Annotated in this window: 10 protein-coding genes and 1 tRNA gene; all 11 read left to right on the forward strand. The window is 45.2% G+C overall.

Annotated features, from left to right (window positions below):
* Nucleotides 1–53 precede the first annotated feature (53 nt).
* A tRNA-Ile gene (locus AC0KUT_RS16455) sits at nucleotides 54–130 on the forward strand.
* Between the two features lie 228 nt (nucleotides 131–358).
* On the forward strand, nucleotides 359–2,455 hold the full coding sequence (fusA, locus tag AC0KUT_RS16460; protein WP_488831477.1) for an elongation factor G: 2,097 nt from the start codon (nucleotides 359–361) through the stop codon (nucleotides 2,453–2,455).
* A gap of 651 nt (nucleotides 2,456–3,106) precedes the next feature.
* A complete protein-coding gene (locus AC0KUT_RS16465; protein WP_488831478.1) occupies nucleotides 3,107–3,742 on the forward strand; it encodes a hypothetical protein in 636 nt (211 codons plus the stop codon).
* A 76-nt stretch (nucleotides 3,743–3,818) separates the two neighbouring features.
* Entirely contained in the window at nucleotides 3,819–4,274 is a 456-nt protein-coding gene (locus tag AC0KUT_RS16470) for a DUF4402 domain-containing protein (protein WP_488831480.1), read from the forward strand.
* Between the two features lie 43 nt (nucleotides 4,275–4,317).
* On the forward strand, nucleotides 4,318–5,157 hold the full coding sequence (locus AC0KUT_RS16475; protein WP_488831482.1) for a fimbrial biogenesis chaperone: 840 nt from the start codon (nucleotides 4,318–4,320) through the stop codon (nucleotides 5,155–5,157).
* Between the two features lie 18 nt (nucleotides 5,158–5,175).
* Nucleotides 5,176–8,427 (forward strand): hypothetical protein, encoded by a 3,252-nt coding sequence (locus tag AC0KUT_RS16480; RefSeq protein ID WP_488831484.1) that lies wholly within the window; start codon nucleotides 5,176–5,178, stop codon nucleotides 8,425–8,427.
* 18 nt (nucleotides 8,428–8,445) lie between these two features.
* Entirely contained in the window at nucleotides 8,446–9,210 is a 765-nt protein-coding gene (locus AC0KUT_RS16485) for an SPOR domain-containing protein (protein ID WP_488831485.1), read from the forward strand.
* A 149-nt stretch (nucleotides 9,211–9,359) separates the two neighbouring features.
* The gene (locus AC0KUT_RS16490) at nucleotides 9,360–10,688 is read left to right on the forward strand and encodes a flagella assembly protein FlgT middle domain-containing protein (protein WP_488831487.1); all 1,329 of its coding nucleotides are present in this window, start codon (nucleotides 9,360–9,362) and stop codon (nucleotides 10,686–10,688) included.
* Between the two features lie 410 nt (nucleotides 10,689–11,098).
* Nucleotides 11,099–12,043 (forward strand): tetratricopeptide repeat protein, encoded by a 945-nt coding sequence (locus AC0KUT_RS16495; RefSeq protein ID WP_488831488.1) that lies wholly within the window; start codon nucleotides 11,099–11,101, stop codon nucleotides 12,041–12,043.
* 140 nt (nucleotides 12,044–12,183) lie between these two features.
* A complete protein-coding gene (locus tag AC0KUT_RS16500; RefSeq protein ID WP_488831490.1) occupies nucleotides 12,184–13,344 on the forward strand; it encodes a DNA topoisomerase IV in 1,161 nt (386 codons plus the stop codon).
* Nucleotides 13,345–13,357: 13 nt separating this feature from the next.
* On the forward strand, nucleotides 13,358–13,783 hold the full coding sequence (locus tag AC0KUT_RS16505) for a type 2 periplasmic-binding domain-containing protein (RefSeq protein WP_488831491.1): 426 nt from the start codon (nucleotides 13,358–13,360) through the stop codon (nucleotides 13,781–13,783).
* The last annotated feature ends 68 nt before the right edge of the window (nucleotides 13,784–13,851 follow it).

Here is a 13,851-nt window from a genome sequence, read left to right on the forward strand (position 1 = left end):
GTCTCTATAATGCGCCCCTCGACACGACATGGATCGCGTCATTTAAAGTATCAGGGCCCATAGCTCAGTTGGTTAGAGCATCCGACTCATAATCGGCAGGTCCCCAGTTCAAGTCTGGGTGGGCCCACCATTTTTCCTGACACCGTGGAGATTAGTCTCCAACACTTTGACACCCTCTCAATTTCCCAATTCAACCGCCCAACATTCCAGCTTTCGCTTTTTTTATGCACGATTAGCGATTATTCCCATAAAAACCTTGCGGGTAATTGAAAGATTGACTCAGTGGTTGTGATAAACCTGAATAATATCCTGTATAATCGCGTGCAATTTTCAATCCGACTTATAGACAGAGAGTGCTATGAACGACTTATCCCTTTACAGAAACATCGGTATTTTCGCCCACGTGGATGCCGGTAAAACCACCACCACCGAGCGTATTCTTAAGCTCACTGGCCGCATTCACAAAATCGGTGAAGTTCACGAAGGTGAATCGACTACCGACTTTATGGAACAGGAAGCCGAGCGCGGTATTACCATTCAGTCAGCAGCGGTAAGCTGTTTCTGGAAAGGCACTCGCTTTAACGTAATCGACACCCCCGGACACGTTGACTTCACCGTAGAAGTTTACCGTTCATTGAAAGTTCTCGATGGCGGTATCGGCGTATTCTGTGGTTCTGGCGGCGTTGAGCCTCAGTCAGAAACCAACTGGCGCTATGCGAACGACTCAAAAGTATCGCGTTTGATTTTCGTTAACAAACTCGACCGTATCGGCGCTGACTTCTTGAAAGTTACTGCGCAAGTTAAGAAAGTATTGGGCGCAAACCCACTGATCATGACTTTGCCAATCGGCATTGAAGATGACTTTGTAGGCGTTGTAGATTTGTTGAGCCGTAAAGCTTACACCTGGGATGCCACTGGCCAACCAGAAAACTACACCGTTGGCGATGTACCTGCTGACATGGTTGATGACGTTGAATTGTACCGCGGTCAGTTGATTGAAACTGCCGTAGAAATGGACGACGACCTGATGATGTCTTACATGGAAGGTGAAGAACCTTCAATTGAAGACATCAAGCGCTGCATCCGTAAAGGCACCTTGGACTTGGCATTCTTCCCAACCTACTGTGGTTCAGCCTTTAAAAACAAAGGTATGCAACTGTTGTTGGATGCGGTAATTGAATACTTACCCGCTCCGCACGAAGTAAACCCACAGCCCTTGACCGACGAAGAAGGTAATCCAAACGGTAAATTCGCTATCGTTAATGCTGACGAGCCCTTCCGCGCATTAGCATTTAAGATCATGGATGACCGTTTTGGCGCCCTGACCTTCGTACGTATTTACTCTGGCCAACTGAACAAGGGTGACACCATCCTTAACTCATTTACCGGTAAGACTGAGCGTGTTGGCCGTATGGTTGAAATGCAGGCGAACGAGCGTAACGAATTAAGCCATGCCGAAGCGGGCGACATTATCGCCATCGTAGGTATGAAGAACGTGCAAACCGGTCACACGCTGTGCGACCCCAAAAACGAATGTACCCTTGAAGCCATGGTGTTCCCAGAGCCCGTAATCTCTATTTCGGTAACACCGAAAGATAAAGGCTCAGTAGAAAAAATGGGTATTGCCATCGGTAAAATGGTGTCAGAAGATCCAACTTTCCGTGTTGAAACTGATATAGATTCAGGCGAAACCATCCTGCGCGGCATGGGTGAACTTCACTTGGACATTAAAGTAGACATTCTGAAGCGTACTTACGGTGTTGAGTTAGTTGTAGGTCAACCACAGGTTGCTTACCGCGAAACCATTACTCGCAAAATCGAAGACAGCTACACCCACAAGAAGCAATCTGGTGGTTCTGGTCAGTACGGTAAAATTGACTACACCATCGAGCCAGGCGAGCCAAATACAGGCTTCACCTTCACCACCTCATGCGTGGGCGGTAGTGTTCCTAAAGAATTCCACCCAGCTATTGAGAAGGGCTTCCGCTCAATGATGCTGACCGGTCCTTTGGCTGGCTTCCCGGTATTGGACGTAGTAATCGACTTGAACGACGGTGCATTCCATGCCGTTGACTCCTCGGCTATCGCGTTTGAAATTGCTGCAAAAGGCGCCTTCCGTCAATCTATGCCTAAAGCTGCTCCACAATTGCTTGAGCCGATCATGAAAGTAGATGTGTACAGCCCAGAAGATCACGTAGGTGATGTTATTGGTGACCTGAACCGTCGTCGCGGCATGATTTCTGGTCAAGAAGCTGGCGTGTCTGGCGTGCGTATTAAAGCAGACGTTCCGCTATCAGAAATGTTTGGTTACATCAGCACCCTGCGCACCATGACCTCTGGTCGCGGTCAATTCTCTATGGAATTCTCTCACTACTCAGCATGCCCTGCTAACGTAGCTGAAGCAGTAATTGCCAAAGAGAAAGAAAAGAAAGCTGCTGCAGCTGCTGCCAAGTAAGCTTCAGCATAAATAGCAGACGCGGCTTTATTAGTCGCGCGCGCTAAATAGAAAAAGCCCCGCCAGTGAAAACTGACGGGGCTTTTTCTTATCGCATTACGTTGTTGTGTTTTTATTTTTAAAAAAGTATTCGCTTTAAAATTTCCCGCACACTCAATATAAATTATTTTTCTCACTACAAAACACTCATTATTAAACACAACCCATATCACTAAACACTCACCAACTAAGCACCAGAAAAACTAATAGAGTTTTTGTCATTCGCACTAAATACTGCATCATTTTATTGGACCAGCGCCCTGCCCCCACTATATTCCACCGCACAGCTCATTAAACCTTCCGAGCGACAACTAATCTTAACGCCAACAATAGATTCTTGAATTGTTCGACTTGTGATCTATAGTTTCAGCACGGGCTGCACAGTCACCTAGCCCCAAAACACCCAGTAGTTGGGCAATAAAACGTGGATATTTAATATTTTGGGTAAGTAAAAAGGCGGCAAAAATGCCTACAAAACAGCCAAATTATTTAATAATCGGTTTAAATTAAAGCTTTATACCCATCAGTCGATAGTACTTTACGCCTTGCTAAAAGATGTAGTTAACAGGCGTCCTTTTAACTATCCAGATCAATTTTATAGGAAATTATCTCATGAAAGAACGTAACCTTAAACTTGCCCAAAGCCTCGGCGCAGCAGTGTTATTAGCAAGCTCAAGTATGGCTATGGCTGAAACCAGAAATGTACCAGCAACTGTCACAGTTAATAATGCGATCAACTTTACTTTTACCGGCAGCTTAAACTTTGGGCAAATTCGTGCCAAAGCAGATTCGGCCGCAGCCACATGTGTCGGCCTGGTAATGTCCGGAAACCCTGCAGTAGCATTTGCCGCAGCATCGGCAGGAACCATGTATACAGCAGCCTGTACTGCCTCAGGAACCGCAGTACTACAAGCCGTTGGCGGGACACCCGCACGACCCGTGTTTACAGTCGCAGGTGTAGCGCCTTTTACTGGCTTAACACTCACACTTCCAACTGTTGCCGTTGACTTGACGGCATCCACCGGCCCGAATACACCGCAATTTCAGCTGGTAGACTTTACCGCCTACAAAACATCAGGTACACCCGGCAATGTTGCCACCACTGCAGGTGCGCTCACAACTGATGCCTCTGGTGGTGCAGTATTCAATGTTGGAGCTACATTAGTTACACATCCTGCAGCAGTCACAGGGGCGACTTACCAAGACCTTGCATACAGCGGCAATTTCGACGTTATCGTAAACTATTAAGTATCCACGTCATCCCTAAAACCTTCATACTGAAAAGTTGGTATGAAGGTTTTTTTCGGGAGAATGAAAGATGTGCATGAAACACATAAAAATACTTTTTTTGCTCGGGCTATCCATTCCCGCAACTGCAGAATTTTCAATTGATAGCCCGCTCAATTTTGGCGAAATAGCCATCATCAGTAATGCTACTGTAAGTACTGTAAGTATTTCCCGAAACGGTAATACGGTGAGCAACAATTATATATACATCATTCATCCTGGCTCACCTGGTGTGTATACGCTGTATAACCTTCCCCCTTTTACCGTTGCCAATCTGTCGGTTGATTTACCCGCTCAATCCGCAATGAACTATCCGAATACAGCTCAATTCACCATGACCGCAGTGGATATTCCATCATCTATCAGTATGAGCGCAGCTGGCAGCGCCCAATTTAAAATTGGAGGAACACTCAGCACATCTGGCAACCCAGCAAAAAATTACTATAGTGGTGCCAACTATGTCATATATTTGAATGTGAATATTAGCTATTAACTCGTCCCATTCGCAGATCTCCAACCACTTAAGGAATTACTAGATGCAAAGCAACTTAACAAAATTAATATTAATGGGAGTCATGTACCTATCACTGGCTTTACCAGCGTCAGCCAATCTCTTAATCAATCCAACTCGAATCGTCTTCAGCCCCACAGATCGCACGACAGATGTAACTCTCATAAATATTTCCAAAACTACCAACACTTATCGTATTGGTTGGATGGAAAAAAAAGCCAAAAGTGTAGGAGGTTACGAAGATTTAACACCTGAAGCAGCCGCAGCTTTTCCTGTGGCCAGCGCCATGATTCGTTACTCTCCTAAACAAGTAACGCTAAAAGCGGGAGAAAGACAAACAATTAAAATGGCAATCAGACGCCCACAAGGCCTAGCGACAGGCGAATACCGATCTCATTTACTTTTTAAGGCCTTACCCCCAATGGGCCCTCTTACCTTAGAAAAAACGAATCAGGATCAGGCAACTAAAGTTAATATCCTGCTTAACTTTGCCATTCCTGTTGTTGTACAACAAGGAACAATAGATTACCAAGTCGCCCTAAAAGATGCAGTTATAGGTTTTGATTCTAATAAAAATGAAGGGTCAGTAACGGTAAACATGACCCGCAGCGGGGCCAACTCTGTAATTGGAAATATAGACGCGTACTGGACACCCGATGGCGGTAAAGAACAAGTTATAGGCAAGTCAGGGGACTTCAACTTTTGGCCTGAATTAAATAATACCCAAACCAAGTTAACCTGGGTTGGCACAGGCTTTGCAAAAACTGATGGAAAGCTCCGTATTGTTTATGAAGGCACCAAGGATTTCCGCGGTAAAGTATTCTTCGACAATACCATTCGCATCAATAGGAGCATGATTAAATGACCTTATGAGCATGGACTAATGACAAAAAAAACAGCTTATGAAATTTCTATCAACCTTAAAGAGATAGCCATAACTGCCTGTTTTTTAACTGTTATTTCCCCTGTACCCTGTAACGCTGCAGACCCAAAGCTCATTGAAGCGAACAATAATCTACAAACCATATTTAAACGTATTCACAAAAAATATGCAGAATATGATGCGCAGCAAGCTAAACTTGCTGCGCAAAATCAGATATCAACTCTCTCCCCACAAAATACAAATAGCCATAATGTTGACGCCTCATCGGGTGCTTTTTCTGACACCACGACCAACTCCGTCAATAGTTTTACGGCCAATACAATAGACAACCTCTCCGATAGTCGCTTCATGACTGGTGAAGAACTCATCATGAGCGTCTCACTAAATGGCCTAGAGTTGACCAGCATTTTTGCAACAAAGACCTCCGGCGGCTTACAAGTAGGGCTGGGCGAGTTTATGCAAATCATAGAACTCCCAATTTATGTCAATCTTGATAACAACTCGGCAGAAGGCTGGTATCTAAACGAAAAAAATCGCTTTACCTTAAAAAAGGAAGCAGACGGGCAACTACAAATATTGGCAAATAATCAACATTATAAAATCGCTGCCCAACGCTATCGACTAGATGATGATTTTTATGTTGAATTAGATGACCTTGCTCAGTGGCTCGATTTAAGCTATGAACTTAATGAGGAACAACTAAGCATTCACATTAGCTCTAAAAATAAACTTCCCGTAGAGCAGCGCCTCGCGCGTAATAACAAAGGGAAAATCACCAAGAACTTGAACAGCAAATCTGTGATGCCATTGCAAGATGCCAACTACAGAGCTTTCTCCCCGCCCATGCTAGACATCCAAGCCTCCACCTCACAAAGTGAATGGTTAACTCCACCTAACAGTAATACAGCGAATATTGGTGATAAGTTCTATTCACAGAAATTTTCAAATTATTCCATACTCGCCAATCATGATCTGGCCTACCTGAATTCAGAACTTTTTATAAGCGGCAATGACAACAAAGCACTTGATACAGCTTGGCTTACCTTCTCCCGCCAATCAGAAAACGCAAACTTACTCGGCCCACTCGGTGCTACTGAATATGCACTTGGCGATGTCGTGCCTTTTAATGGAGGCATAGGTAGTACGCAAGGCTTAGGCCGTGGCTTTAAACTCGCTAATACTCCGATTAATCAACTCGGAGACAATCGCAGGGTTAACATTAGTGGCCCGATTCAAGAGGGCTGGGATATTGAGCTTTACCGCAATGGATTACTTATCGATCAACGGCTAGGAATCACAGAGGGCCGTTATGACTTCAACGATATTCCTTTGGAATACGGCAACAATGATTTCGAATTGATGCTCTACGGCCCACAAGGTCAAATAGAAAGTAAAAAAGAATCTTATGTGGTCAATAGCAATACCGTTTCGGCTGGAGAAGGCATGTATCGCTTCTCCTTAGTTGAAGTCGGTGAGTCGGTTTTTGGAGCAACTCAATTTACAGAGGACCTCACTCAAAAAGGTATTCTAGCAAGCAGCATTCTGGATTATGGCGTGACCGATTGGCTCGCACTTACTGCTGGCGCCACATCATTCACTCCAGAGCTAGGCGACAGCCAAGACTTCATCTCAGTTGGTGCTAATGCCAACTTAGGCAAGGCCGGATTATTAAGCGCCAGCTTTTTACAAAATCAAGACGAACTGAAAAGTTTTGGTTTGAGTTATAGAACACGACTATTCAATACAAGTTATAGCCTTGACGCGCGCCGCAGCGAAAATCCACAAAATTTTGCGGGCGACAAACGCTACATTGATCAACTTAATGCGAGCATGAGCGGCCAACTATTTTCGCACAGCAAACTACCTCTGGGTTTTCAAAATGCATGGAGCCGAACTGAAAACAGCGACAATACCAATACCGAATATTTCCAAAACTCAATAGGTCTAGGCGGCCGATTTGGTTATATCACCAACAATATCATCTGGCAAAAAGGCGGCCCTAAGGATGGACTATTAACGTTAGATACACCTATATCCGATGAAGAAGTATCAGGCGCCTTACAGTACAGAAAGAACTTTGGTCGCTTGAGTACGCGCTTGTTTAGCAACTACACCCTTGACCCAACCAAAGAGATATCTGGCTATGGCAGTGCACTCAATTACAGCTGGTCAAATAACTTCAACTCAGAAATAAAATACTCTTACTTCAAACTAACAGATCTATACCAAGTTAACCTCGGATTGAACTGGAGTAAAGATGCCTTTTATTTATCAACGAATGCAGGCTATAGCGAAGACGGTTCATGGTCTGCAGGCCTAACGCTACGCTTTAGCCTCGGCTATGAACCTATGGAGCGCAGTATATTTACCTCTGGCCGCCCTATGTCGCAGTCAGGTGCCGTTGCTGTACGCGTTTTCGAAGATTTGAACATGAATGGTACATTTGATGAAAATGAACCCCCCATGGAGAATGCCACCGTACAAGCAGTACAAGCTTATCGCCAAGAAAAAACCAATGCTGCGGGCGTAGCCGTTTTAAGCTCACTCTATAACAACACCACAACCGATATTGTAGTGGATGAAGCAACTCTTGACGGCCCTTTTATGATTACCGCCAATAAAGGCGTCGCGATTAAAGCGCGCAAAGGATTTGTGGATCAAGTAGAAATACCTGTTGTGAAATCTGGGGAGCTAGAGGGCATTATTTATCTGCAAGACACTTCAGGCGAAAGCGCACCAGCGCCTTACATAATGCTAAATCTCGTTGACAAAGAGAGTGCAGTTGTCGCCACCACTCGCTCAGAATTTGATGGCTACTATCTTTTCACCAAGATAAAACCAGGCCCCTATCAACTCAAAGTTGATGAATCTTACACCGACCGTCGCGGGTTAAAAACCAGCGAAAAACAATTGGACTTCTCATCCAACGGCGATGTAATTGCCGGCATAGATTTTATATTGCATCCACTTGATGAAGCTCACGGCTATGTCGCTAGTGCGGGTAAATTTGAGTCGGCTAACATGCTAAAACTTTATTACCAAATTTTGCGCAATAAATTAGGAAATAGTTTTATTCAAAAACCTTTCTATATTAAATTACCAGAAAAAGCTGGTTACATTCTCGGCCTTGCCTATTTTGAAGGCAATCCTGTCACTGGTAAAAAATCAGAAGTTAACGCACTTAATGCCTGCTCATCCCTGAGCACTAGCGATATCTATTGCGACGTGCAATATCACGATTTCAAATACTAACAAAGCGAGCAAACCACGATGAATAACTCAATAAGTCACGTTTTTTCTCTGCTGCTATTACTCAGTGCACTTTGCTGTCTAAGCGCCTGCGAGTCGACGACTCAACGCGCGCAGCACACGCAACCCAGCGCTGTCGAGCTAGAAAATTACGCTAGTAAGCAACAACAATACGATCAATTACTTGATGAGTGGCAAACCTTAAAACCCGGCTTAAAACGACTACTCGCGATCGAGGAAGAATTAAATCTATTGATGGGGCAACTCGAACAGCTTTCTGCAAGCCTTGATGAAAGTCAAAGCAACAGGCAAGTCGTCAGCACATTTCCTGAGCCAGCGCGAGCACCTGCCGTGGCAATAAAACCTTTTGTTGCGGCTACACCTACAGCCCAACCGAGCATAGAAACACAACCTTCTGTGGTTGAGACAACAGCGCGTAAAGCGGTGTCAGACGTTGTACAAACTGCGCCAGAAATTACGCCGACAGCGCCAGAGGTAGTGCAAACAGCCGCAAACTTCGCCTTACAAGTCGCCGCCATTACCGACATTCGCCAACTTCCCAATATATGGCAAGGCCTTGTGAAGAAATATCCAAATGTACTGGCAGACTTAACGCCCAACTTTCAAAAAACCAATGTGCACAACACTGACTACTACCGTCTAAAACTCGGCGCCTTTAATACTCAAACAGAAGCCAGCACCAAGTGCGCCGATTTAAAAGCCGCCGGTGTAACCTGTTTAGTCGTGAACTACACGGGTTCAAACTTTGCACAATTGACCAACTAAAAAATACAGCTGTGCGCTTGGCGCGATATCTGCTTAGTTACCTATATTGACCCAAGATAAGCTCAATGCATGAGCGCTAACATTTTATATTGATATTTACTCCGCTTAAGCACGGCATGCCAACGCGGAGCAATACGGACTTAACCGCAATGCTAATCAATAATTCATGTCAAAAGAAAATCCTCTGTATCGGCAAAAAGTTGCCGCTACTCTCGCTGCTGTGTGTAACAATTTTTGCCGCATCAGGCTGTAATAGTTTTTTTCATCCCGGCAGCCCCAAACCCATTAAAACTAGCAGCGGTGAAAAAATTGATTTGAATGACAGCACCATTCGCCAGTATGTAGAAGAGTGGCACGAAGCAAAACCCAGCATTGAACGCCTGGCCAAACTAGAAACGGATTTAGGGTTTTTATTGTCTGAAGTCAGCAAAATGTCTGACTTAAATCAGGTGCCGGGGCTGTCAGGCAATCAAACTGGCGCAGCCATTACAACCCAAGTGCCGAGCAATTCGCTCGCAAGTACCACAATCAAAGACCAAGGCGAACCTCAAGATTACAACGTAGTACCCAGCTCCGGATTGGTAAACCTAAACCAGTCCCTGTGCCCAGAGCCCTTCACCAATAGCTATAAAAAATCTATGGCATTTGTTAGCTTTCCGCGCATGTCACTAGCGTCTAGCAAGCTAGGTGCCCTCCAGCAAGTCGAACAACATTTACCCTTATTAATTGGCGCCAATTTAAAAAATCGCCACGGCATGATTACCCCTGTCTACATGCAGGACACGTTTGCCAATACCAATGAGCGCAGCGAACTCGCCACAGCCGCTCAAGCGCTCGCACTGGCGCGTCAAAATCGTGTGCAGTACATAGTCAGCGGCGAAATAGATGATATGTCACTAGTTACCCCATCGTCAGTTGAGAGACCAGGGGCCTATACAAAATTCATGAACGGAACACACAATTTACTAAATGTCAGCACGCGATTCGATAAGCGCAATAGAGTATTCCGCTTTAACTTGCAGGTACGCGACGGCATTACAGGGCAGCTTGTTTTCAACAATCAATACCAAACATCGGGCAAGTGGCAAGCACCACGTCAATCCACTATGGGCTTTGGCTCACCCGAGTTTTGGAGCACTGACTACGGTAGGCACGTACAAGCTTTAGTGGCCAAAGCGAGTGATGAACTGGCTGATACATTGCATTGCCAGCCTTATTTAGCGCGGGTCGATTCGCGCCCAGGCCAGCAGCAAGTAGTTTTGCAAAGTGGCACCAACAGCGGTGTGCGTACTGGGGATGCCATGGATTTGTATCAGCTGGTTTACCAACCCTTAACCGGTGAATACCAACAATATGACACGCGCATGATCAAGCGCGACGCGCGAGTTTATATCACGGAGGTCTATCCATCCCATAGCATTGGCCGCTTAGACACACAGATGCTATTAAATGGTCAATACTTGGTAAAAGCACAATAACCCGACGTTAAAGAGTGACCTTCCCGCGCACACCATCAGGCGCGAGCCGGAAATACGCAGATCTCCAGATCGCTACGCAAGTCATTGATGCAGGGTAAAAATCAGTCAAAATGTGTCCCCATGCACATATTTGGCACGCAAATATTCTTTTTCATTCCCTATCATGATAAAGTTGATCCTAGATATTAGGAATTTGTATATACAAAACCTGTTTGTTACTACCTTCAGCTAGCCCCCTTTTCCACCTTCATTCTAATAATAATTCCACGACTAGACTTTGACTTCCCAAGGCTAATATTGCTGATGGGTCGAATTTGCGTGGAACATTGTTAACATTAAATTTTTAGTTATTAAAAAGGCGGTATTTGTTAGCGCCATGTAAAACCACCACGCTTTATGGAAGTTTGCACATGAAATGGTTTCTATTCCTTACCGGCTGTTGGCTTAGCACAACTGCCTTTGCCACTTTAAACGAAGGTATTAAAGCGTTTAAAAAGCAAAAATACGATCTCGCTTTAGTCGAGTTTCGCCAACTAGCTCAGGTCGGCAATGCGGAAGCTCGATACTACTTGGGGCTCATGCAAAAAGATGGTTTAGGCATGCCTCAAGATATCGGCCGTGCAATTGCCTGGTTCAAAAAATCAGCTATACAAGGTTACGCAGACTCCAGTTTGCAACTGGGTAAAATATACCTCGAGGGAGAAGACGGCTCGCCAGACGTAAGCGCTGCAATGAACTGGCTCAACAAAGCAGCCGAAAAAGATTCCGTAGAGGCGCAATATCTCTTAGGTATGCTCTATTACAAGGGTGAACAAACTGAAAAGGATATTACCAAGGCCTTGAAATGGTTTGAGGCCGCTGCCGCTCAAGGAAATATGGATGCTCAATACCAGCTTGCCACTATTTTTTATCAAGGTAGTGACGCCACCCAAGACGTGGATGCAGCTCTGCGCTGGTACCGAGTAGCAGCTGATGCCGGACACCTAGATGCCAAATATGCCCTTGCCTATTTCTATATGGATGGGCAGTTATTGGCACAGAATTACCCACTTGCCTTTTCCCTTTTCAATGAGGTTGCGCAAGCCGGCAATCGCAATGCGCAATTCATGCTGGGTTATATGTACGACCAAGGCATGGGTATGCCCAAGGATTCAGCGTTAGCATTTGAATGGTATTTAAAAGCCGCAAATCAAGGGTACGACGAAGCACAATTAATTGTTGGGTACATGTATTTCACGGGCAAAGGCGCCAAAAAAGATTCTGCAGCCGCAGAGAGCTGGCTGCAAAAAGCCGCGGCTCAAGATAATGTCAAAGCACAAAAAATGCTGGACGACATACGCGCAACTAAAAAGTAATGCAAAGCTAATAGTGATCAACAAGTACCACACAGAAATTCAAAAACTAACCTAGAACACATACTTATTGAGGCTGGGTTAATTGAAGTTATGTACGGTCTATTGTGGAAAATTATGGCTAACTTTAGGAGAGGTTATAAATGAGTTTAATGAACAATGTACACAAAAAGCGTGGCATTGCGTTGGCAATTGCGAGCGTAATGCTTGCACCGCTAACGCAAGCTGCGGATGTCAATATTTCGGGCTTTTTATCCGTCGGTGGAGGCATGATCGATGATGAAAATAGCGTTAGCTACCGTGGTTTCGATGAAGAGAATTTAACCTTTGACCGCAACTTATTGGGCCTGCAGATCACCAGTCAGGTCAATGAAAAAGTGACGGCGACAGCACAGCTAATTGCGCGCAGTGAAAAAGATTACGGAGTCACCGCCGAATGGGCCTACCTCACCTGGCAGGCATCAGATGACGGTAAGGTACGTGCCGGCCGTTTGCGCACGCCACTTTATACCTACTCCGACTCTCTTGACGTTGGCTATTCCTACCCCTGGATTAGCGCACCAAACGAAGTCTATTATTTGCCCTTCAACAACGTTGATGGTTTGGATTACTACCTAACCGCAGCTCTCGGTAGTTTTGATACCAGCCTCCAAGTTTATTACGGTAGTTTCGATTCTGACTTTAAGTTTGAAGACGGCACCCAAGGGTACGCCAGTCTGCGCAATCAGATGGGCATTGCGGCTACGCTCGGTAAAGACTGGTGGAACTTACGCGCCGCTTATCACCAAGTGGACTTGACCGTCGATATATTCAATCCATTGCTTGAAGGCTTGGTTAGCCAAGTAGCGGCTGGGCCCTTTGCCTCACTCACCCCCTCAATTGTGGTGGATGACGACAAAGCAACCTTTGCACAATTGGGTATTAATATCGACAACGGTCTCTTTGTCGCGGCCGCCGAACACATTGAGTTCGACGTGAAAGATTCCCTACTTGCTAAAAACGTACGCGATTATGTGATGGTAGGAGTTCGCTTGGGTGACTTCCTGTTCCATGTCACCGGCTCCAAAGCCGATGACGAAATTGCCAACCTGACCAGTGATATTCCACAGTCAACGCAAACACAACCATTAATTGATGGCTTAAATGCTGCTGCTCAAGCACGCGATGTAGATCGTGAAGTGTTGAGCCTCGGTATGCGTTGGGACATGAGTTCGGGTACTGCACTTAAATTGCAAGTTGATGATGTTGATGACGTAAAGGGTGAGCAGAAAGTACTTTCCGTCGCCGTACAAGCCGTGTTTTAAGGGAGTTGCTACTATGAAAACTGTATTCAAATCATTGGCAGCTGGCCTTGTGCTCGGTTTATCAAGCATCTGCTTTGCAGAAGTTGCCGTTATCGTTCACCCCTCATCCACGATTACCAGCTTATCGGAAGATGATATAGCGCGCTTGTTTTTGGGCAAAACCAAAAGCTTTCCATCGGGTGGTCAGGCTGTACCGCTGAATCAAAATGAAGGCTCTAGCGTTCGCGATAAATTCAACGAAGGTGTTTGTAAGAAAAACTCTAGTCAATACAAGGCCTATTGGTCACAACTGGTGTTTACCGGCAAAGGAACCCCACCGAAAGATGTGGGTGATGACGCTGCCATTAAGGCGTTGGTTGCGGCTAATCCCAACATGATTGGGTATGTCGATGCATCATCTGTAGATACATCCGTGAAGGTGGTTTTCAAATTACCCTAATAAGGTTGAGTAAAAACCAATTTTAACGCCGCACCGGCGCAATACTGCTCACCCAAGAGAGCAGTATT

The sequence above is a fragment of the Cellvibrio sp. 25HG11W-0 genome (genome assembly GCF_057815475.1).

What these genes read in the sequence shown, in the direction of transcription:
- AC0KUT_RS16470 (WP_488831480.1), top strand. Translation starts at nt 3,819, where the DNA reads ATGAAACACATAAAAATACTTTTTTTGCTCGGGCTATCCATTCCCGCA.
- AC0KUT_RS16505 (WP_488831491.1), top strand. Translation starts at nt 13,358, where the DNA reads ATGAAAACTGTATTCAAATCATTGGCAGCTGGCCTTGTGCTCGGTTTA.
- AC0KUT_RS16485 (WP_488831485.1), top strand. Translation starts at nt 8,446, where the DNA reads ATGAATAACTCAATAAGTCACGTTTTTTCTCTGCTGCTATTACTCAGT.
- fusA (WP_488831477.1), top strand. Translation starts at nt 359, where the DNA reads ATGAACGACTTATCCCTTTACAGAAACATCGGTATTTTCGCCCACGTG.
- AC0KUT_RS16480 (WP_488831484.1), top strand. Translation starts at nt 5,176, where the DNA reads ATGACAAAAAAAACAGCTTATGAAATTTCTATCAACCTTAAAGAGATA.
- AC0KUT_RS16495 (WP_488831488.1), top strand. Translation starts at nt 11,099, where the DNA reads ATGAAATGGTTTCTATTCCTTACCGGCTGTTGGCTTAGCACAACTGCC.
- AC0KUT_RS16475 (WP_488831482.1), top strand. Translation starts at nt 4,318, where the DNA reads ATGCAAAGCAACTTAACAAAATTAATATTAATGGGAGTCATGTACCTA.
- AC0KUT_RS16490 (WP_488831487.1), top strand. Translation starts at nt 9,360, where the DNA reads ATGCTAATCAATAATTCATGTCAAAAGAAAATCCTCTGTATCGGCAAA.
- AC0KUT_RS16465 (WP_488831478.1), top strand. Translation starts at nt 3,107, where the DNA reads ATGAAAGAACGTAACCTTAAACTTGCCCAAAGCCTCGGCGCAGCAGTG.
- AC0KUT_RS16500 (WP_488831490.1), top strand. Translation starts at nt 12,184, where the DNA reads ATGAGTTTAATGAACAATGTACACAAAAAGCGTGGCATTGCGTTGGCA.